The following is a 20548-nucleotide window of genomic DNA, read 5'->3' as shown; positions in this document are numbered from 1 at the left end:
CCTCCTCCTCCCGGGCAGCCCCTCGCCCACGACGCTTCTCACCCCCCGGCCCGCCCCCTTGGCACCCCCGCCTCCCCCGCCGATTGCAAAACGGCCGGAAAAATATCTGTGCCGTGGCGAGGAGGCGCGCCCGCGCTCCCCGGCCTCCTAGATCGTCGTACCGCCGGCCCCCCGTTCACCCCGATGTCGCCCGGCCGTCGCCCCCGCGTGTCAGTGTCCACGCGCTGGGCGGACTCGGAAGGGGTGGGCGAGGGATGGAGCGGGGGCCGGCGGCTTTTGTGGGGGTGGTGTTTGTCCTGTTCGGAGGGGCTCTGCTGGTGTGGACCGGGGTGCGGCTGCGGCGGGGTGAGGCGGTGGCCCTCGGTGTGAACCGAGTCGCATCGGCCACCGTCGCGAGCGTGGCCGGAACCCTCGCGCTGGCCCTCGGGGGCTACTGCCTCACGCGCCTCTGACGTCGGCGGGCGCCCCCTCCCCGGTATGCCGTCAGAGCAAGAGGAGCGTCACGCTCCGGACAGACCCGCGCGAGGTACCCGGTACTCCGGGCGGCAGGAATGCCGGTAGTCGGGTTACCGTTCGAGTGGCCGTTGTGGGCTTTTCCCGTTTGACACGGGGGCGGGATGTACCGTCACACTCCGCAGCGTCACACGTGCCAGCAGTACGCCGCGACCCCGGGACCAAGGCCTGGGGAGGCCACAGCGTCGACCGGAGAGAAGAGCCAAGTTGTCCCCGACCAGCGAGACCGCACAGGGCGGCCGCCGACTCGTCATCGTCGAGTCGCCTGCCAAGGCGAAGACGATCAAGGGCTACCTCGGCCCCGGCTACGTAGTCGAAGCGAGCGTCGGGCACATCCGTGACCTCCCCAACGGCGCCGCCGAGGTGCCCGAGAAGTACACCGGCGAGGTGCGCCGCCTCGGCGTGGACGTCGAGCACGACTTCCAGCCCGTCTACGTGGTCAACGCGGACAAGAAGGCACAGGTCAAGAAGCTCAAGGACCTGCTGAAGGACTCCGACGAACTCTTCCTGGCCACCGATGAGGACCGCGAGGGCGAGGCCATCGCCTGGCACCTCCAGGAGGTCCTCAAGCCGAAGATCCCCGTCAAGCGGATGGTCTTCCACGAGATCACCAAGGACGCGATCCGCGAGGCCGTCGCCAACCCGCGCCAGCTCAACCAGAAGCTGGTCGACGCCCAGGAGACCCGCCGCATCCTCGACCGCCTCTACGGCTACGAGGTCTCCCCGGTGCTGTGGAAGAAGGTCATGCCCCGGCTGTCGGCCGGCCGTGTCCAGTCCGTCGCCACCCGGCTCGTCGTCGAGCGGGAACGCGAGCGCATCGCCTTCCGCTCCGCCGAGTACTGGGACCTCACCGGCACCTTCGGCACCGGCCGCGCGGGCGACTCCTCCGACCCGTCGTCGCTGGTCGCGCGCCTGCAGACCGTCGACGGACGGCGGGTCGCGCAGGGCCGCGACTTCGACTCCGTGGGCCGGCTGAAGACCGCGAACACCCTCCACCTGGACGAGCCGACCGCCCGCGCGCTGGCCGCCGCCCTGGAGAACACCCGCTTCGCCGTGCGCTCGGTGGAGTCGAAGCCGTACCGCCGCTCGCCGTACGCGCCGTTCCGTACGACGACGCTCCAGCAGGAGGCCAGCCGCAAGCTCGGCTTCGGCGCCAAGGCGACCATGCAGATCGCCCAGAAGCTGTACGAGAACGGCTACATCACGTACATGCGTACGGACTCCACGACGCTGAGCGAGACCGCCATCGCGGCCGCCCGCGCCCAGGTCACGCAGCTGTACGGCGCCGACTACCTGCCCCCGCAGCCGCGTACGTACGCGGTGAAGGTGAAGAACGCGCAGGAGGCGCACGAGGCGATCCGTCCCTCGGGTGATCGTTTCCGCACCCCCGCGGAGACCGGCCTGACCGGTGACCAGTTCAAGCTGTACGAGCTGATCTGGAAGCGGACCGTCGCCTCCCAGATGAAGGACGCGACCGGCAACAGCGTGACCGTGAAGATCGGTGGCACCGCCGCCGACGGCCGGGACGTGGAGTTCAGCGCCTCCGGCAAGACGATCACCTTCCACGGTTTCCTCAAGGCGTACGTCGAGGGCGCCGACGACCCGAACGCCGAGCTGGACGACCGCGAGCGCCGGCTGCCGCAGGTCACCGAGGGCGACCCGCTGTCCGCCGAGGAGATCACGGTCGACGGCCACGCCACCAAGCCCCCGGCCCGCTACACCGAGGCCTCCCTGGTCAAGGAGCTGGAAGAGCGCGAGATCGGCCGCCCGTCGACCTATGCGTCGATCATCGGCACGATCCTCGACCGCGGCTATGTCTTCAAGAAGGGCACGGCACTCGTGCCGTCCTTCCTGTCCTTCGCCGTCGTAAACCTTCTGGAGAAGCACTTCGGCCGGCTGGTCGACTACGACTTCACCGCCAAGATGGAGGACGACCTCGACCGCATCGCCCGCGGCGAGGCCCAGGCCGTGCCGTGGCTGAAGCGCTTCTACTTCGGCGAGGGCACCATCAGCGGTGCCGCCGCCGACGCGGGCAACGGCGACGGGGACCACCTCGGCGGCCTCAAGGAACTCGTCACCGACCTGGGCGCGATCGACGCCCGCGAGGTGTCCTCCTTCCCGGTGGGCAACGGCATCGTGCTGCGGGTCGGCCGCTACGGGCCGTACATCGAGCGCGGCGAGAAGGACACCGAGGAGCACCAGCGCGCCGACATCCCCGACGACCTGGCGCCGGACGAGCTGACCATCGAGCTGGCCGAGAAGCTGCTGGCCGAGCCCAGCGGCGATGTCGAGCTGGGCACCGACCCGGCCAGCGGCCACCAGATCGTCGCCAAGAAGGGCCGCTACGGGCCGTACGTCACCGAGGTCCTGCCCGAGGGCACCCCGAAGACCGGCAAGAACGCGGTCAAGCCGCGCACCGCCTCCCTCTTCAAGTCCATGGCGCTGGACACGGTGACGCTGGACGACGCGCTGAAGCTGATGTCCCTGCCGCGTGTCGTCGGCACCGACGCCGAGGGCCAGGAGATCACCGCCCAGAACGGCCGCTACGGGCCGTATCTGAAGAAGGGCACGGACTCGCGCTCGCTCCAGGCCGAGGACCAGATCTTCACCATCACGCTGGAAGAGGCCCTGGCGATCTACGCCCAGCCGAAGCAGCGCGGGCGGGCCGCCGCCAAGCCGCCGCTGAAGGAACTGGGCGAGGACCCGGTCTCCAAGAAGCCGGTCGTGGTCAAGGACGGCCGCTTCGGGCCGTACGTCACCGACGGCGAGACCAACGCGACCCTGCGCTCCGGCGACAGCGTCGAGGAGATCACCCCGGAGCGCGGCTTCGAACTTCTTGCCGAGAAGCGCGCGAAGGGCCCGGCCAAGAAGACCGCCAAGAAGGCGCCGGCGAAGAAGACCGCCCCGGCGAAGAAGACCGCCGCCAAGAAGACGGCGGCCAAGAAGACGACGGCGAGCGCCGCGAAGAAGACGACGGCGAAGAAGACCACCGCCAAGAAGGCGACGGCCACCAAGTCGACGGCTTCCGGTTCGGAGGAGTAGTTCCCGCTTCGCAGGAGTGGCCCCGGTCCGGGTTCGGAGGGGCATTCCCGCTTCGGAGGACCGAGCCCGCGGGGCCGAGGCCCCGGGCATCTCGTTGCGCCCCGCGCACGCCCCGGCATCACTTTGGTGTCGGGGCGTGCGCATGCCAGGAGTGCGAGGTGTGGTGTCGGTGGCTGCGGATAGGCTGAACGCATGACGCGAGCCGAGCAGCCAACGGCCCACACTCCAGCACCGGACGACGCCCTGGTCGCGGACTCCCGCGAACGCGCCGTGCGCTCCCTGTTGCGCCGACCGCAGTTGCGGCGCCTGTGGGGCGCGCAGTTGGTGAGCGGTGTCGGCGACACCCTCGCCCTCCTCGTCCTGGTCGTCCTCGTCCTCCAGGCGGCGATCGCCCAGGGATCGTTCGGCGGCGGCTACCGGGGCGTGGCGTTCGCGGTCGCGACGGTCTTCGCGGCCCGCGGCCTCGCCGCGCTGCTCTTCGGCGCGGTCCTGCTCGGCCCGCTGACGACGCTCACCGCCCAGGAGGGCCCGCTCGACCGCCGCTGGACCATGGTCGGCGCCGACGGCCTGCGCGCCGCCCTGCTCATCGTGGCCCCCCTGTGGATCGACTGGACCCCGGCCGACGCCCCGGCCGTGCTGCTGGTCACCGCCTTCGTCACCGGCGTCGCCGAGCGGCTGTGGACGGTGTGCCGGGAGAGCGCGGCTCCGGCCCTGCTGCCCGCCCCGCCGCCGGAGGGCGCGACCGTGCGGCCACTGCCGGACCACATGGACGCCCTGCGCCGCCTCGCGCTGCGCACCGCCTTCCTCGCCGTACCGCTGGCCGCCGCCGCCCTGGTCGTCGCCGGTCTGCTCAACAACCTGCTGGGCACCGGCCTGCCCTGGTTCGACCAGCACCACGCGGCCCTCGCGTCGTACGTGGCGGCGGGCCTGTTCGCCGCCTCCCTCTCCCTGCTGACCTTCCTGGAGCTGCCCGGCACGCGCACCCCGCGCCCCCGGTCCCCGCTGGAGGGCCTGCGCCGCCCGCACACCGGCGCCGGTGTCGACAAGGGGCGCACGGGCGCGATCCCGCTGTTCGTCCTCGCCTGCGCCGCCGTGGCCGGTGTCATCGCCGCCGCCGTCTCCGTGTGCGTGCTGCACGCGACCGACCTGGGCGGCGGCCCGGTCCTGTTCGGCCTGCTGGTGCTCGGCCTGACCGGCGGCGTCGCGGCCGGCATCCGTACGGCCCCCGCGGTGCTGCCCTCGCTGTCCCGCCGCCGGCTGCTGGCCCTGGCGATCGCCTTCACCGGCATCGCGCTGCTGGCCGCCGGGCTGGTCCCGGACGTCACCACGGTGCTGCTGATCGTCACCCTGGCGGGCCTCGGCGCGGGCGTCGCCGCCCACACCGGGCACGCCCTGCTCGACCAGGAGACCGAGGACTACCGCAGGGCGCGGGTCACCGAGCACCTCCAGGCCGTCGTCCGCGTCTTCATAGCGCTCGGCGCGGTGATCGCCCCGGTGGTCGCCGGGCTGATCGGCCGGCACCGGCTGGAGAACGGCCGCTTCGTGTTCGCGCACGGCGGCGCCTCGTTCACCCTGATGCTGGTCGGCGCGCTGCTGCTGCCGGTGGCCGCGCTGGTGCTCGCCAAGGTCGACGACCGGTCCGGCATCCCGCTGCGCCAGGACCTCAAGGACGCGCTGCTCGGCGGCGACGACCCGGTCGAGGCGCAGGCCGTGAACGGCTTCTTCATCGCCCTGGAGGGCGGCGACGGCGCCGGCAAGTCCACCCAGGCCGAGGCCCTCGCCGAGTGGATCCGCGGCAAGGGCCACGAGGTCGTGCTCACCCGCGAGCCGGGGGCCACCCCGGTGGGCAAGCGGCTGCGCTCGATCCTGCTGGACGTCTCCTCGGCCGGCCTGTCCCACCGCGCGGAGGCGCTGCTGTACGCCGCCGACCGCGCCGAGCACGTCGACACCGTCGTACGCCCCGCCCTGGAGCGCGGCGCGGTGGTGATCTCCGACCGCTACATCGACTCCTCCGTCGCCTACCAGGGCGCCGGCCGCGATCTGTCCCCGACCGAGATCGCCCGCATCAACCGCTGGGCGACCGACGGCCTGGTGCCGCACCTGACCGTGCTGCTGGACGTCGCCCCGGAGGCCGCCCGCGAGCGGTTCACCGAGGCGCCGGACCGGCTGGAGTCGGAGCCCGCGGAGTTCCACGCGCGCGTGCGCTCCGGTTTCCTCACCCTGGCCGCCTCCGACCCCGGCCGCTACCTGGTGGTCGACGCCGGGCAGGAGCCCGAGGCCGTCACCACCGTGATCCGGCACCGCCTCGACACCGTGCTGCCGCTGTCCCAGGCCGAGATCGAGGCCCGGGAGGAGGCGCGCAGGAAGGCCGAGGAGGAGGCCCGCCGCAAGGCCGAGGAAGAGGCCGCGCGCAAGGCCGAGGAGGAGCGCCTGGAGCGCGAGCGCCAGGAGGAGCTGGCCCGGCTGCGCGCCGAGGAGGAGGAGCGCAAGCGCCGCGAGCTGGAGGAGGCGCAGCGCCGCGAGGCCGAGCGGCAGGCCGAGGAGGCCCGGCAGCGGGCGGCCGAGGCGGCCCGGCGCGCCGAGGAGGAGCGGCAGCGGCTGCTCGCCGAGGAGAAGGCCCGCGCCGAGGAGGAGGCGCGCCGCAAGGCGGAGGAGGAGCGCCGCCGCAAGCAGGCCGAGGAAGAGGCCCGGCTGCGCGCGGAGGAGGAGGCCCGCCAGGCCCGGATCCGCGCCGAGGAGGAGGCCCGGCAGGCCAAGGAGCGTGCCGAGGAGGCGGCCCGGCGCCTGGAGGCGCAGCGCAAGGCGGAGAGCGCCCTGCTCCGTGCCGAGGAGGCCCGCCGCCTGGCCGCCGAGGCCGCGGCGGCCGCCGATGTGGCCGCCCGCAGGCCCGGCAGCCCCCAGCCGAAGGCCCCCGGCGTGACCTCGGACGCGGTCACGGTCGCCACCCCGGTGGTGTCACCGGGCCCGGGCACGGACGAGACGGTGCCGACGCCGGTCGTCTCGCCGGACCAGCACGAGCGGCCCTCCGGCCGGAAGGCCCGCAACGCGCCCTCCGAGGCCGAGACGACCGCCGAGCTGCCCCAGCCGCCGGCCGTCCCGGGCGCGGCGGACGAGACGGCGGTGCTGCCGCAGGTGCCCGCGAGCGCCGCCGAGGAGACCGCCGTACTGCCGCAGGTGGGCGCGGACGACACGGCCGTACTGCCGCCCGTGCGCGACGACGCTCCGGCCGACCGGATGCCGCGCGGCTTCTTCCGCGACGAGCGGACCGCGGGCCCGGACGTCCGCGACGAGCGGAACGCGGGCCCCGACGGCTCCGAGGGCCGCACCCGCGAGATGCCCCAGCCGGGGGCCGAGGGCGCCGTTCGCCGCCGCCCGCGCCCCGACTGGGCCGAGGAGACCCCGCTGGACGATCTGCCGTCGCTGGCGGACGAGTTGCTGGGGTCGTACGACGACGGGGACGAGCCCCGCAGGGGACGCCGGGACTGACCCCGGAACCCTTCGGGACGGCGCTCGCACCCTGCCGCGGCGGGAGGCGGGCGCCGTCCGCCGTTCCCGGCGTGGTCCGCGTTGTCGGACCCCACCCGCACAATGGAGGTCGGAACGCGGAGTGTGACGGAAGGGCGGCGTGACCCATGACCGTGTGGGACGACCTCGTCGGGCAGGAGAAGGTGAGCGAGGTGCTGGGCGCGGCCGCCCGGGACGCCGACGCCCTGGTCACCGCCGCCGCGGCGGACGAGCCGCTGCCGGAGACGTCCCGGATGACGCACGCGTGGCTGTTCACCGGGCCGCCCGGCGCGGGCCGCAACCAGGCGGCGCGGGCCTTCGCCGCCGCCCTCCAGTGCGTCAGCCCCGACCGGGCCCTCGGCGGCGCCCCCGGCTGCGGGTTCTGCGACGGCTGCCACACCGCGCTGCTCGGCACCCACGCGGACGTCAGCGCGGTCGCCGCGGTCGGCGCCGAGATCCTGGTGAAGGACATGCGGGACACCGTCCGCAAGTCGTTCACCGCGCCGGCCAACGGCCGCTGGCAGATCATCCTGGTCGAGGACGCCGAGCGGCTGAACGAGAAGTCGGCGAACGCCGTGCTCAAGGCCGTCGAGGAGCCCGCCCCCCGCACGGTGTGGCTGCTGTGCGCCCCCTCCATCGAGGACGTCCTGCCGACCATCCGCTCCCGCTGCCGCCATCTGAACCTGCGCACCCCGTCCGTGGACGCGGTCGCCGACATGCTCGTACGACGCGACGGCGTGGACCCGCGGGCCGCAGCCGACGCGGCCCGCGCCACCCAGGGGCACGTGGACCGCGCCCGGCGCCTGGCCACCGACCCGGCGGCCCGCGAGCGCCGCGCCGCCGTCCTGAAGCTGCCGCTGCGCCTGGACGAGGTCGGCGCCTGCCTGCGGGCCGCCCAGGAACTGGTCGACGCGGCCGCGGAGGACGCCAGGCAGCTCGCCGAGGAGATGGACGGCAAGGAGTCCGAGGAACTGAAGGCGGCGCTCGGCGCGGTCCAGGGCGGCCGGCTGCCGCGCGGCACGGCGGGCGTGATGAAGGACCTGGAGGACATGCAGAAGCGCCGCAGGACCCGTACCCAGCGCGACAGCCTGGACGTGGCCCTCGGCGACCTCACCGCCTTCTACCGCGACGTCCTCGCCCTTCAGCTCGGCTCCCGCGTCGCGATCGCCAACGCCGACGCGCAGGACGCCCTGGACCGCCTGGCCCGCGCCGGCTCCCCGGAGTCCACCCTGCGCCGCATCGAGGCGATCGCCGCGTGCCGCGAGGCCCTGGACCGCAATGTGGCTCCGCTGCTGGCGGTGGAGGCGATGACGATGGCGTTGCGGGCGGGGTGACGACGCCCTGCCCGGCCCTCCCGCCGGGGCCCGTCCCTCGTACGGGGCGACAATCCGCACTCCCCGCGTCCGTCGCGTCGCCCAGCGTTACGCTCGCCTGATGCAGACCAGGTCCTCACCCTTCCGGCCGCGCGGCGGGCGCCCCGTGGCCCGCGCCCGGTTCACGGCCGTCGCCCTGCTGACCGCGGCCCTCCTCGCGTCCGCGTGCTCCCCTGGCAGCAGCTCGATCGAGCCGTCCTCGGCGGCGTCGGCGCGGACCGACGCGGCGAGCGCCCCCGTCCTGGCCCCGCTGCCGCGCGCGATCCCGGCCGTGCTTGCGCCGTACTACACACAGCGTCTGACGTGGCGCGACTGCGGCGCATCCGGCTTCCGATGCGCCACGATGAAGGCGCCGCTGGACTACGACCGGCCGGGCGCGGGCGAGGTACGGCTCGCGGTGACCCGCAAGGCCGCCACCGGCAAGGGCAAGCCGCTCGGTTCGCTGCTGGTCAACCCGGGCGGCCCGGGCGGCTCGGCGGTGGGCTACCTCCAGCAGTACGCCGGTCTCGGCTACCCCGCCGAGGTCCGCGCCCGCTACGACATGGTGGCGATGGACCCGCGCGGCGTCGCCCGCAGCGAGCCCGTCGAGTGCCTCGACGACCGCCAGATGGACGCGTACACGCAGACCGACGTGACCCCCGACGACCGGGCGGAGCAGAACGCGGCGGTCGCGGCGGACCAGAAGTTCACGCAGGCCTGCGGGGCGCACTCGGCGCGGCTGCTGCGGCATGTCTCCACGGTCGAGGTGGCCCGGGACATGGACATCCTGCGCGCGGCGCTGGGCGACGCGAAGCTGAACTACGTCGGGGCGTCGTACGGCACCTTCCTCGGGGCGACCTACGCCGGCCTCTTCCCGAGCCGGGTGGGCCGCGTCGTCCTGGACGGCGCGCTGGACCCCGCGCTGGACTCGCGCACGGTCAACCTGGAGCAGGCGCAGGGCTTCGAGACGGCGTTCCAGGCGTTCACGAAGGACTGCCTGCGCCGCACCGACTGCCCGCTCGGGGCCAGGGGTACGACGCCGACGCGGGCCGCAGACCACCTCAAGGCCTTCTTCCGCAAGCTGGACGGCCACCCGGTGGCGACCGGCGACCGCGACGGCCGCAAGCTGGGCGAGGCACTGGCCACGACGGGCGTGATCGCGGCGATGTACGACGAGGGCGCCTGGAGCCGGCTGCGCTCTGCTCTGACCTCGGCGACGAAGGGCGACGGCGCGGCGCTGCTCGCCCTCTCCGACAGCTACTACGAGCGCGACGCCGACGGCCACTACAGCAACCTGATGATGGCCAACAACGCCGTGAACTGCATCGACCTGCCGCCCGCCTTCACCGGCCCCGCCCAGCTGCGGCAGGCGCAGGCCGCGTTCGAGAAGGCGTCACCGGTGTTCGGCGAGGGCCTGGCCTGGTCGTCGCTGAACTGCGCGTACTGGCCGGTGCGGGCCACGGGCGAGCCGCACCGCATCACGGCGCAGGGCGCGGCGCCGATCGTGGTCGTCGGCACCACCCGGGACCCGGCCACCCCCTACCGCTGGGCCCAGTCCCTGGCCGGCCAGCTCTCCTCCGGCCACCTCCTGACCTACGCCGGCGACGGCCACACCGCCTTCCTCCGCGGCAGCACCTGCGTCGACTCCGCCATCGACACCTACCTCCTCCACGGCACCCCACCCGCCCCGGGCAAACGCTGCTCCTAGCCCCTCGTACCGGCCCCGGATCCTCGCACCCCGGGGCCGGTACGAGGCACCCCCGGAAACTGTGTAGACTTACCGACGTTGCCGACCGCACCCTAGGTGCACGCAGCACGCCGCTTTAGCTCAGATGGCCAGAGCAACGCACTCGTAATGCGTAGGTCTCGGGTTCGAATCCCGAAAGCGGCTCCGGTACGAAGGCCAGCTAGGAATGTTCCTAGCTGGCCTTTCGTCGTTCAGCGCATCCGACGACGACGCTGGGCGCGCGCCGTGCGGGTGCCGACGGTCTCAGTCCGGGTCTCAGTCGTGAGGCCGAACCGCTGGAAGGCTCACCTCTACCAGGCGCGGGTCCGCCCGGCCATGCTTTGCGTCGACGGGAACTGCTGCTCGCATTGGTGGATGGCGCTACCGTCTTGGGGGCCACAGGCTTGCTGCTGGAGCAGAACGCAGTCACTGCGATGGTCGGGGCTGGAAACCAGATCGAGTGGCGCCCTTACCCCCAGGCAAGCGAGAAGCCTGTGGGGCTGTGATGGGATCTAGGGCGCGGGCCGTAGCTGACCTTGCTGGATGACGCTCTGCGTGGTGTTCAGCCAGGCTGATCAGTGACTGACTCGCGCAAGAAGCAGGGGCCTCGGCTGGCATCAGCGGAGGCCCCTGCTGTCGCTAAAGGCGTTCAGACTAGCTGCAAAGCCTGAAGGAACCGCGAGGCTGAGGGGGAGCCGTGGGCGGTGCTGTGCGAGTTGAAGTAGTGGCCGTGAGTGTGGCGGAGCGTCTGCTCTGAGTCAGCTCCCACGAGCACGACTTCGATCGTCTCGTTGCCCCGGTAGCGCTTCTCGACCTCCGCGTAGACGGCAGAAGCCTTGGCTTCGTCAGCGAAGTGCTGGATGGCGAGCAGCTTCCCCCGCCTACGGTCGTACGTCAGGAGGAAGTACGTGGTGTTCACTGTTTTGCCTCCTCGGCGTGTTGTGCTATCCAGTGTCGCACTTCTGCCTGAGCCGCGTCGAAGCGGGCCTTGAACCCGGTCGGATAGTCCAGCAGATACTCATCACAGTAGATACCCAAACCGGCGCAGCGGAAGAACTCCAGCACAGGATCAGGCCCAACTTCATCCTTGAGTGGCAGCTCGTAGGCGGTGGCGAACTGTTCCACAGCATCGGCCCATGCCTGCTGCCCCACTGTTCGTAGCTGTACCTCTATACGTTTCCCGTCACGTTCCGTGACGAAATGAATCGCACGGTAGCCACTATCCTTGGGGTGCGCTACGTAATCGCGATCTCGGTGTATGGGCCAGCGTGCCCGCATTCGTTGAGCCACAGCCTCTACGGCTCTAGGGCTGGGGAGCACTGCTCTACATCCCCCGATGTCTTCCATGCGGGCGAGCTTCATGCCTGGTTGCCGAACAAGCTTGTTGACGATCTGAGGAGCGCGCTTGAGGCGTTGGGCCACTCGTGCTCCCGAGGCCGGGCAATCAGCCATGACGCGCAAGCCGTTCGTGACCTTGGTCAGGGGATAGGAGTGGGCCGTTCGCCACGTGCTGAGCAGGGAGAAGGCGCTGTCATGCGCATCTAGCTCAAATTCTCCCAGGTCGGCCCCTCTGCTGTGCCAGGCGCGGAGGACATCGCCAGCTCGGTTGACAGCACTCTTTGACAACTCAGACATGCACCCCCCTGGGTACTCGGCAGCTCAGTATGCAGGATGGGCGCTACGCCGGAGCCAGAAAATCGCGACGCTTAGAACGGTAGTTGCAGCGTCTTGAAGCGGTCAGGCACCTCTGCCCCCCATGGCCAGCGCTGCAGCAGCAGAGACCGTGAGAGGGGCTGCGGTCTTAATTGCTGCCCTGTGTTGCCAGCGCCAGGCCCATCCGTTGAGGCCCAACAGGCCCTGGAGGGGCACTTGAACAGGTGTGATCCTACTTCGGGGAGCTTGGCGGACCTCTGCGGATCACAAGCGGAGAACCCGTAATGCATAGGTCTCGGGTTCGAATCCCGAAAGCGGTTCCGCTGGAAACCCAGGTCAGAAGTTCGCTGACCTGGGGTTTTGCGTTCAGCGGAGGCGACGGCGGCGCCGGGAGCGGGCCGCGCGACTGTCGGCGGTCTCAGTGGGTCCCGCGTCGGGGCTGGCTGACGCCGGCACGAAGAACTCGCCCATACGCCGCATGGCCTCCTTCGACAGATGCGATCCGCCCTTCACGTACAGCCGCGTCTGGCTGATCTGGGTGTGCCGAAGGATCTCCATGATCGTGGGCATGTCCACACCCAGCCCGTTCAGGATCGTGCCGGCGGTGTGACGACTCCCGTCGTACAGACGACGGTCATCGACGCCCGCTTCCACGAGCAGCTCCTTGTTTCTCGTAGTCGGCGCGTGGGTCCAGCGGGGTCCGTCCGGCCGCGAAAACACCACATGGTGATCTTGGTCAACTCCCCAGCGACGGACGGCGTTGCTACTCCCCTTCGTTTTGGGGCGGGTGAGGACGAGCTCGCCTCCCGGAGGGTCGGGCAGGCGCTCGTGTGCTCGGTGCATGGCTTCGGGCGGCCCCGCTTGTAGCCCTTGTGCGTCGTGCAGTCCGGCGGGCACGGCTCGAAGTGGCGCAGGCGCGCCCACATGCGTGCGGGTCTTCGCGACTGTGCCGCCAAGTGAGGCGCTGTAACTCACTCCGGGCGGAACAGCTCCGCTTCCAGGTCTACGTACGGCCAGCGCGCCCGAACACCTCACCCTGCCGGAACCTACTGCCGACACCGATGATCCACCGCATGAACTAAGGCCGTTTCGAGGGATGCCTTGGCCTGCTCGGGGCCGGTCTGAGCGAACCGTGCCGGGTCAGCGAACCGTGCCGGGTCGAGGGCCAGGACGGGTACGCGCCGGCGACCGGTACGCCGTCCGCTCCGGAGCCGACCGGGGATATCCGCTTGCTGCCGGCCTACGGCAACTACCTATTGGGCTTCGCCGGCCGCCGACTGTCCGTGGAGTCCGAGCACGCGCGCAGGGTCTGGCCGGGCGGCGGTCGGATCAGCCCCACCGTGGTGGTGGACGGGCCTGGCGCGGGGTGTGACGCCGGGACCGGGCGCGTGGTGTCGATCTGGAGATGTTCCCCGGCGGGGGCGGGCAGGCCCCGGACGCGGCCGACGCGCACGCGCGGGCCCTCGATGCCGAGGTCCGGGACATCGCCCGGTTCCTCGCCGTGTGAACCCGGGGCGGTCGCGCCCTTCCGCTGCATAACCTCGGGCTGACCGCGCCCTCCTGCGGTCCTGGCAGATGTGCCGAGACCGTAGGAGAACAGGTGGCGATCATCCCCCCCCGGGCGCACCCGCGCGATCACCGGAACGGGCCCGGCTGCTGAGGGCGCTCGCGGAGCGCCGGTCGATACGGCCCGGTTCATGACCGTCGCCGCCCCGCTCGGCGTGGTGCTCGCCCGGCACACCGGGCAGCGGGACCTGCTCATCGGCTCCACCGCGGCCCAGCGCCAGGAGCCCGAACTGCGCCATCTGATCGGGCTGTTCACCGACGCGTTCCCGGTCCGCGCCGACTCAGGAACACCGGGCGGCAGAACGGCACCCGGCCCGGGGGGAATCCGGCGTATACCGACCGCCCGGTTCGGAGGTCGATCGGCCATACTCAGGACCAGAATTCCCCTGTGTCCGGCAAAACACCTCAAAAAGGGTGTAAAGGCAATGGGGGAGGGAGAACCGGGGAAGGCCGGCCGACATCTTGGTGGGCGATGGGCGGCGCGCGGCCAGGGACGCGCCGCCGCTGCCGGATGGGGTGTGCACGTGGTGGAGCCGAGGATCGCCGTCGCCGTGGTGACCATGGGCAACCGGCCCGCCGAGGTCGACGCCCTGCTTCAGTCCGTGGCCAAGCAGGACCTCGCCCCCGCCCGGACCGTGATCGTCGGCAACGGCTGCCGGCTCCCCGAGTTCGCCCGCCGCCTCTCCCTGCCCGGCGAGGTCACCACCATCGACGTGCCGGAGAACCTGGGCTGCCCCGGCGGCCGCAATGTGGCCCTCGCCCGGCTGCGCGAGTTCGGGGACGTCGACGTCGTCGTGGAACTGGACGACGACGGGCTGCTCGTCGATGCCGATGTGCTGCGCCGGGTGCGGGACCTGTACGCCGCCGACCCGCGCCTCGGCATCGTCGGCTTCCGCATCGCCGACGAGCACGGCGAGACCCAGCAGCGGCACGTGCCCAGGATCGGCGGCTCCGACCCGCTGCGCGGCGGCTACGTCACCGGATTCCTGGGCGGCGGCCACGCCCTGAGCACGGCCATGCTGGCCGAGACCGGGGACTGGCCGGCCGAGTTCTTCTTCGCGCACGAGGAGACCGACCTCGCCTGGCGCGCCGCCGACGCCGGCTGGCGGATTCGCTACTGCCCCGAACTGTTGCTCCAGCACCCCAAGACCTCCCCGGCCCGGCACGCCATCTACTACCGCGTCAACGCCCGCAACCGCGTCTGGCTCGTACGGCGCCGGCTGCCGCTGCCGCTCATCCCGGTGCACCTGGGCGTGTGGACCCTGCTCACCCTCGCCCGCACCCGCTCCGCAGCCGGGCTCCGGGCATGGTTCGGCGGATTCGTGGAGGGCGTACGGGAACCGGCGGGGGAGCGCCGTCCGATGCGCTGGCGCACGGTGTGGCGCCTGACCAGGCTGGGCCGCCCGCCCGTGATCTGAGGGCGCGGGGACGCGGAGGCGGGACGGGGTCCCGGTCGTTCACCTCCGCCGACCGGGACCACCCACGTCCCCGGATCCGACCTGCGGCGACACTCCCCCGAGTGACGCGACTGACGCGCGCGCCGTCGGGCCGGTTCCGATGGAATGATCACATCAAGTCTCACCAACGGATCGCTAACATGTGGCCGAGGGGGCGTCGGTACGAGACAGGTCGGATGACCGGAACTTGTCCGGCGGCAGTGGCGGCAGGCCGGTGAGAACACCGGCGTCCGGACCTCCGGACCGCTGCTGACCTGGCCGGTCGCCTCACGGACGGTGACAGGGGACCGGCCGCGGAAGGTGGCGAGAAATCGTCGCCTGCGGGACGGATTCCCGCCAGGAGTACGGCGGGTGCGCGCCCGCCGCGGAGCACGGTCGGCCCCGACCGCGCGGGAAGGCAGTGGAGCGGCGTGAAAGGGCGGCGCGAGCTGCGGTTCGGTCTGCTGGGTCCGCTGGTCCTCTACGACCGGCCGCCGTACGGCGACCCGGGCGACGACACCCCCGGCGACGACACCCCCGGCGGGTGCGCACCGGGTGGGAACGCGCCGGGTGGGAACGCACCGGGCGGAAGCGCATCCGAACACGCCGTCCGCGCCATCGGCAGCCCCAAGATGCGCGCCCTCCTCGCCGCGCTGCTGCTGGAGCCCGGCCGGGTCGTCTCGGTCGAGTCGCTGAAGGACGCGCTGTGGGGCGGGGCGCCCCCGGCCTCCGCGCAGGCGTCCCTGCACAACCATGTCACCCGGCTGCGCCGGCTCCTGGACGATCCCGAACGGCTCAGGTCCGTGCCGCCGGGCTATCTGCTCCGCGTCGACCGGGGCGAGCTGGACGTGGACGTGTTCGACGCGCTGGTGGCCGACGCCCGCGCCGCGCACGCCCGGCAGGACTGGCCGGCCGTCGTACGGTCCTGCACACACGCGCTCGCGCTGTGGCGCGGCACCCCGCTCAGCGGACTGCCCGACCTCGGCGGCCACACCCTGGTGCCCCGCCTGGAGGAGGCGCGGCTGATCCTGCTGAAGTGGCGGTACGACGCCGAACTCGCCCTCGGCGGAACCCGGTTGACGGCGCTCGTCCCCGAGCTGTCGGCCCTCGTCGCCGAGCATCCGTTCCGCGAGGCGTACCACCGCCAGCTGATGCTCGCCCTGCATCGCACCGGCCGCCAGGCCGAGGCCCTCGCCGTCCACCGCGATCTGCGCGCCCGCCTGATCGAGGAACTCGGCGTCGAACCCGGCCCCGGCATCCGCGAGGCCCATGTCGAGGTGCTGCGGGGGAGCGGCGGGGGCGACGCGTGGCTTTCGGGGGACGAGGGGGATGCAGGGGACGAGGGGGAGGGCGGGTCCGGGGACGGGGGTCGGATCGGGACCGGGGATCGGGAGGGGGCCGGGGACGGGTGTCGGGAGGGGGCTGGGGACGACAATGAGTCCTGTCGGCCGACGGAGGCTGCGCGCCCGGCGGAGGCTGCCCGCTCGGCGAAAGCCGCCCGCCCGGCCGAGGCTAGCCGCCCGGCGGAGGCCGCCCGCCCGGCCGAAGCCGCCCGCCCGGTAGAGGCCGCCCGCCCGGCCGAAGCCGCCCGCCCGGTAGAGGCCGCCCGCCCGGCGGAGGCCGCCCGCCCGGTAGAGGCCGCCCGCCCCGCAGAGGAACGGGACCGCACGGCACCACCCGCACCCCCGCAAGGAGCCGACCCCAAGCCGGTCACCCCCGTAGTCCCGCCCCCCGCCCAACTGCCTCCCCCACCCGCCCACTTCACCGGCCGCACCCCCGTCCACCGCGCCCTGCGGCACGCGCTGACCGAGCCGCCCGCGCCGGGCCCGGCCGTCGCCGTGGTCTCCGGCATGGCGGGCGTCGGCAAGAGCGCGCTCGCCCTGCACGTGGCCCATGAGCTGCGGGAACGTTTCCCCGACGGCCAGCTCTACGTCAACCTGCACGGCGCCACCCCCGGCATGCCCCCGCTCGCCCCCGCGCAGGCGCTCGCCACCCTGCTGCGCGACCTCGGGGTCGAGCCCCGCAATGTGCCCGAACACCCGGACACGGCCGCCGCGTTGCTCCGCTCCCTGCTCGCCCCCGCCCGCATCCTGCTGGTCCTGGACGACGCGGCCGACGCCGCCCAGGTACGCCCCCTGCTCCCGGCCGGTCCCGGCTGCGCGGTGATCGTCACCAGCCGCTCCCCGCTGACCACCCTCGACGGCGCCCGGCGCTTCCCGCTCACCCCGCTGACCGGCGAGGACAGCGCGGCCCTGCTCCGCGCGCTGAGCGGCCGCCCGGGGCTGGACGCCGGGCACGCCCTGGTCGAGCTGACCGGCGGACTGCCGCTGGCGCTGCGCGTGGTCGCGGCCCGGCTCGTGGCCCGGCGCGCCCTCACCCCGGACGTGCTCGCCGGTCAACTGGCCGCCACCGGAGGCAGATTGCGGCAGCTGGAGTACGACGACCTCAGCGTCCGGCGCTCCCTCGCCGTCGCCCATGACGCCCTCGCCGCCGCCGCACGCGAGGCCGACCGGGACGCGGCCCTGCTGCTGCGCCGCGTCGGCGCGCTCGACCTGCCGACCTACGGCGCCCCGCTCCTCGCCCGCCTCACCGGCATCGACGCGCGCCGCGCCGAGGCCGCCCTGGACCGCCTGGTCGACGTGGCCCTCCTGGAGGAGACGGCCTACGGCCGCTACACCCCGCACGACCTGGTCCGCGAGTTCGCCCGCGAACTGGCCGCGACAGAGGCGGGCTTGGAGTCCGGTACGACGGCAGGCCCTTCCCCGGCCGACCGGGCTCCCGCCCGCACCCGGGACGAGGCGCCCCCCGACCTCGTCGCCCTGCGCTGGTACGCCGCCGTGGCCGAGCGCGCGCTCGTCGCCATCACGGAACCCGGCCTCGACCTGGACGACCGGCTGCGGCCGACCTCCGCGCAGCCGCCGGAGCACGCCGCCGATGTGGCCGGGCTGCACTCCTTCGAGTCGGCCGGGCAGGCGTTCGCCTGGGGTGAGACGGAGCTGGAGAACGTGGTCGCGCTGGTGGCGCGCAACGCCGACGCGGAGGACCCGCGCAGGCTGGCCCATCTCTCGGTGCTGACCCGCCTGTTGTTCCCGTATGTGCAGCGCAGCGGCCGGGTCGCGGAGCTGGAGGTGCTCGGGCGGGCCGCGCTCGGGGCGGCACACCGGCTCGACGACGAGGAGGCGCGGGCGTACGCCCTCGGCGATCTCGCGGGCCTGCACTTCCTGACCGGCCGGCACAGTGACGCGCTCGCCCTGACCGACCGCTGCCTGGAGAGCTGGCGGCGGCTCGACGTGCCCAGCCGTATCCGGCGCTGTCTGAACAACCGGGGGCTGCTGCTGGAGGGGCTCGGCCGGTTCGCGGAGTCCGAGGAGGCGCTGCGGCAGAGCCTGTCCTACGCGCGGCTGCTGAACGACCCCGTCGGCGAGGCCGTCACCCACAGCCATCTCGGCAACCTCTACGAGCACACCGATCCGCGCGCCGCCATCGAGCAGCACCGGCGCTCGCTGGCGATCGGGGAGGAGGTGGGCGCCGTCATCCTGCGGCACTCCGCGCACTGCAACATCGGCTACGCCCATCTCACCCTCGGCGAACCGGCCGCCGCCGCCCGGCACTTCGAGCAGAGCCTCAGCATCCTCGGCGGCCACGGCGACTGGCACGGCGAGTCCCAGACCCGGCTCGGCCTGGTCCGCGCGCTGCGGGAACTGGGGGAGGGGGAGCGGGCGTACATCGAGTGCGGCGAGCTGCTGCGCCGCGCCGACGCCCGCGCCGACCGCTACACGGGCGGCCTGGCCCGCCACCAGCACGGCCTCCTGCTGCACGCCCAGGGCCGCCACCAGGAGGCCCGCACCGCCTGGCACACCGCCCTCACCGCCCTGACCGGCACGGACGCACACTCCGTGCTGACCGAACTGCGGGAACTGCTGGCCGAGTGAACCGGCGTGAGGGCGGCGGCCGTTCGCCGTATGTCCGTACGGGTCCGCCGGCACCCCGCGCGGCAGCGCACCGCACCCGCCCCTCCCTATTTCGCGTCCGCATAACACTCCACCACCGCCGTCGTGAACGGAAACCGCACCGGTGTCTCGCCGAAGGTCAGCCGGCCGGCGAGGGCGGACGCGTCGCGGATGGCGGTCACCACGGTGTCGGCCTCCTCGGCGGGGCAGTGCACGATCACCTCGTCGTGCTGGAAGAAGACCAGCTCGGCCCGCAGCCCGGCACAGGACTGGCGCAGGGCGGCGAGCAGCAGCAGGGCCCAGTCCGCGGCGCTGCCCTGGACGACGAAGTTGCGCGCGAAGCGGCCCCGCGCACGGGAGTTGCCGGAGGCGTAGCCCGGGACCCAGGCCGTCCGGCCGTCGGCCGGGGTCTCCCCCTCGTCCTCCCCGGGCCCGATGGGGATGCCCGCCTCCTCCGCCGCGTCCTCGCCGGCACCCGCCGCCGGCGGGCAGGTGCGGCCCAGCCAGGTCCGCACCAGCCGGCCCTCCTCGCCCGCCCGCGCCGCGTCGTCGACATAGGCGACGGCCTTCGGGAAGCGGCGGCGCAGTGCGGCGAGGTTCTTCAGCCCGTCGCCGGAGGTCTGGCCGTAGACCGCGCCGAGCACGGCCAGCTTGGCCTGGTCGCGGTCGCCGGAGAAGGCCCGGTCGGACACCGCCTGGTAGAGGTCGCTCTCCCGGCCCGCGACCTCCATCAGACCGGGGTCGCGGGAGATCGCGGCCAGTACCCGCGGCTCCATCTGGTCGGCGTCGGCCACCACCAGCCGCCAGCCGGGGTCGGCGACCACGGCCCGCCGGATCACCTTGGGGATCTGCAGGGCGCCCCCGCCATGGGTCACCCAGCGCCCGGTGACCGTGCCACCGGCCTGGAACTCCGGGCGGAAGCGGCCCTCGCGCACCCAGTCCTGGAGCCAGGACCAGCCGTGGGCCACCCAGATGCGGTACAGCTTCTTGTAGGCGAGCAGCGGTGCGACGGCCGGATGGTCGAGGGACTGGATCTCCCAGCGGCGGGTGGATCTCACCTTGATCCCGGCCTGCGCGAACGCCTTGATCACATCGGCCGGCAGATCGGGCCGGACCCGGCGGCCGAACGCGGCGGAGACCTCGTCCGCCAGCTCCGCGAGGCGGCGCGGCTCGCCCCCGCCCGCATACCGCTCCCCGAGCAGCTCGTGCAGCAGCCCGCGGTGGACCTCGGCGCTCCAGGGCAGCCCGGCCCGGTTCATCTCGGCGGCCACCAGGGTGCCGGCGGACTCGGCGGCGGTCAGCAGCCGCATCCGGCCCGGATCACCCGCCTTCTCGTGCCGCCGCTGCTGTTCGGCGTAGACCGCGAGGAGGTCGGCCAGGGGCAGCGCGGCGCCGGTGGACTCGAACAGCGTGGACTGGGCGCCCGGATCGGCCGCCCGCTGCGGCGGATCCGGTGGTACGGGGCCGCCCCGGAGGCGGGCCAGGGCGGCGGCGGCCGAGCGTGGTTCGCCGTACCGCCCCTCGTGGCCCAGCAGCAGGGTCTCGGCGACCTCGATGTCGTAGCACCGCTCCACTCGCACCCCCGTGGCGAGCAGGCGCGGATAGACGTCGGCGGTCGACCGCCACACCCAGCGCGTCACCTCCGGGCGGCTCCGCACCGCCCCGGCGGGATCGCTCTCCCGCCGCACCGGTCCGGCGGGCAGCCCGTCCGGGCCGAGGGGGGCGACGTCCACGCCACCGTCCTCGGCCGGAGCGAGTGCCCACCGTTCGGCCATGAGTGCGAGTGTGGCAGCCGGCACTGACAAT

The 20548-nt window shown here is 73.1% G+C and carries 10 protein-coding genes, 1 tRNA gene and 1 pseudogene; 8 read left to right on the top strand and 4 right to left on the bottom strand.

From position 1 onward, the window contains the following. Positions 1 to 720 precede the first annotated feature (720 nt). From topA to QHG49_RS16125, 5 genes are all read left to right on the top strand, one after another. Positions 721 to 3555, top strand: coding sequence for a type I DNA topoisomerase (gene topA, locus QHG49_RS16145; protein ID WP_301490123.1), 2835 nt, complete (start codon positions 721 to 723; stop codon positions 3553 to 3555). A 192-nt stretch (positions 3556 to 3747) separates the two neighbouring features. Continuing rightward, a complete protein-coding gene (gene tmk / locus QHG49_RS16140) occupies positions 3748 to 7041 on the top strand; it encodes a dTMP kinase (protein WP_301490122.1) in 3294 nt (1097 codons plus the stop codon). Between the two features lie 146 nt (positions 7042 to 7187). Further along, complete coding sequence (locus QHG49_RS16135) at positions 7188 to 8393, top strand: DNA polymerase III subunit delta' (protein WP_301490121.1); 1206 nt, start codon at positions 7188 to 7190, stop codon at positions 8391 to 8393. A 100-nt stretch (positions 8394 to 8493) separates the two neighbouring features. Beyond that, positions 8494 to 10119, top strand: a complete 1626-nt coding sequence (locus QHG49_RS16130; RefSeq protein WP_301490120.1) for an alpha/beta hydrolase — start codon at positions 8494 to 8496, stop codon at positions 10117 to 10119. A gap of 109 nt (positions 10120 to 10228) precedes the next feature. Further along, positions 10229 to 10302: transfer RNA gene (locus tag QHG49_RS16125), tRNA-Thr, on the top strand. 484 nt (positions 10303 to 10786) lie between these two features. On the opposite strand, the gene QHG49_RS16120 is transcribed toward QHG49_RS16125, so the two are convergent. The 3 genes from QHG49_RS16120 to QHG49_RS34120 form a co-directional block, all read right to left on the bottom strand. Beyond that, positions 10787 to 11056 carry a hypothetical protein gene (locus tag QHG49_RS16120; protein ID WP_301490119.1) on the bottom strand — a complete coding sequence of 90 codons (270 nt, stop codon included), beginning with the start codon at positions 11054 to 11056 and terminating at the stop codon, positions 10787 to 10789. After that, the gene (locus QHG49_RS16115) at positions 11053 to 11772 is read right to left on the bottom strand and encodes a RelA/SpoT domain-containing protein (protein ID WP_301490117.1); all 720 of its coding nucleotides are present in this window, start codon (positions 11770 to 11772) and stop codon (positions 11053 to 11055) included. The genes QHG49_RS16120 and QHG49_RS16115 overlap by 4 nt, the downstream gene beginning before the upstream one ends. A 384-nt stretch (positions 11773 to 12156) precedes the next feature. Beyond that, the gene (locus tag QHG49_RS34120; protein ID WP_370530578.1) at positions 12157 to 12633 is read right to left on the bottom strand and encodes a tyrosine-type recombinase/integrase; all 477 of its coding nucleotides are present in this window, start codon (positions 12631 to 12633) and stop codon (positions 12157 to 12159) included. A gap of 263 nt (positions 12634 to 12896) precedes the next feature. On the opposite strand from QHG49_RS34120, the pseudogene QHG49_RS34115 reads away from it, so the two are divergent. The 3 genes and pseudogenes from QHG49_RS34115 to QHG49_RS16100 form a co-directional block, all read left to right on the top strand. Further along, positions 12897 to 13088, top strand: a pseudogene (locus QHG49_RS34115) (hypothetical protein); the annotation flags it as partial. 792 nt (positions 13089 to 13880) lie between these two features. After that, positions 13881 to 14774 (top strand): glycosyltransferase family 2 protein, encoded by an 894-nt coding sequence (locus QHG49_RS16105; protein WP_159703670.1) that lies wholly within the window; start codon positions 13881 to 13883, stop codon positions 14772 to 14774. A gap of 650 nt (positions 14775 to 15424) precedes the next feature. Beyond that, complete coding sequence (locus QHG49_RS16100) at positions 15425 to 18724, top strand: AfsR/SARP family transcriptional regulator (RefSeq protein WP_301492803.1); 3300 nt, start codon at positions 15425 to 15427, stop codon at positions 18722 to 18724. A gap of 86 nt (positions 18725 to 18810) precedes the next feature. Here the strand turns inward: QHG49_RS16100 and QHG49_RS16095 are convergent, their stop codons facing one another. Next, a complete protein-coding gene (locus QHG49_RS16095) occupies positions 18811 to 20517 on the bottom strand; it encodes a bifunctional 3'-5' exonuclease/DNA polymerase (protein WP_145488002.1) in 1707 nt (568 codons plus the stop codon). Positions 20518 to 20548: the final 31 nt, after the last annotated feature.

The sequence above is a fragment of the Streptomyces sp. WP-1 genome (genome assembly GCF_030450125.1).
GTDB lineage: Bacteria > Actinomycetota > Actinomycetes > Streptomycetales > Streptomycetaceae > Streptomyces > Streptomyces incarnatus.
Note: the sequence above shows the minus strand (reverse complement) of the source record. Positions and strands in the feature narration are given on the sequence as shown.

Coding starts and splice junctions, on each gene's coding strand:
- tmk (WP_301490122.1), top strand. CDS start 3,748: ATGACGCGAGCCGAGCAGCCAACGGCCCACACTCCAGCACCGGACGAC.
- QHG49_RS16135 (WP_301490121.1), top strand. CDS start 7,188: ATGACCGTGTGGGACGACCTCGTCGGGCAGGAGAAGGTGAGCGAGGTG.
- QHG49_RS16130 (WP_301490120.1), top strand. CDS start 8,494: ATGCAGACCAGGTCCTCACCCTTCCGGCCGCGCGGCGGGCGCCCCGTG.
- QHG49_RS16115 (WP_301490117.1), bottom strand. CDS start 11,772: ATGTCTGAGTTGTCAAAGAGTGCTGTCAACCGAGCTGGCGATGTCCTC.
- QHG49_RS34120 (WP_370530578.1), bottom strand. CDS start 12,633: ATGCACCGAGCACACGAGCGCCTGCCCGACCCTCCGGGAGGCGAGCTC.
- QHG49_RS16100 (WP_301492803.1), top strand. CDS start 15,425: ATGCGCGCCCTCCTCGCCGCGCTGCTGCTGGAGCCCGGCCGGGTCGTC.
- QHG49_RS16095 (WP_145488002.1), bottom strand. CDS start 20,517: ATGGCCGAACGGTGGGCACTCGCTCCGGCCGAGGACGGTGGCGTGGAC.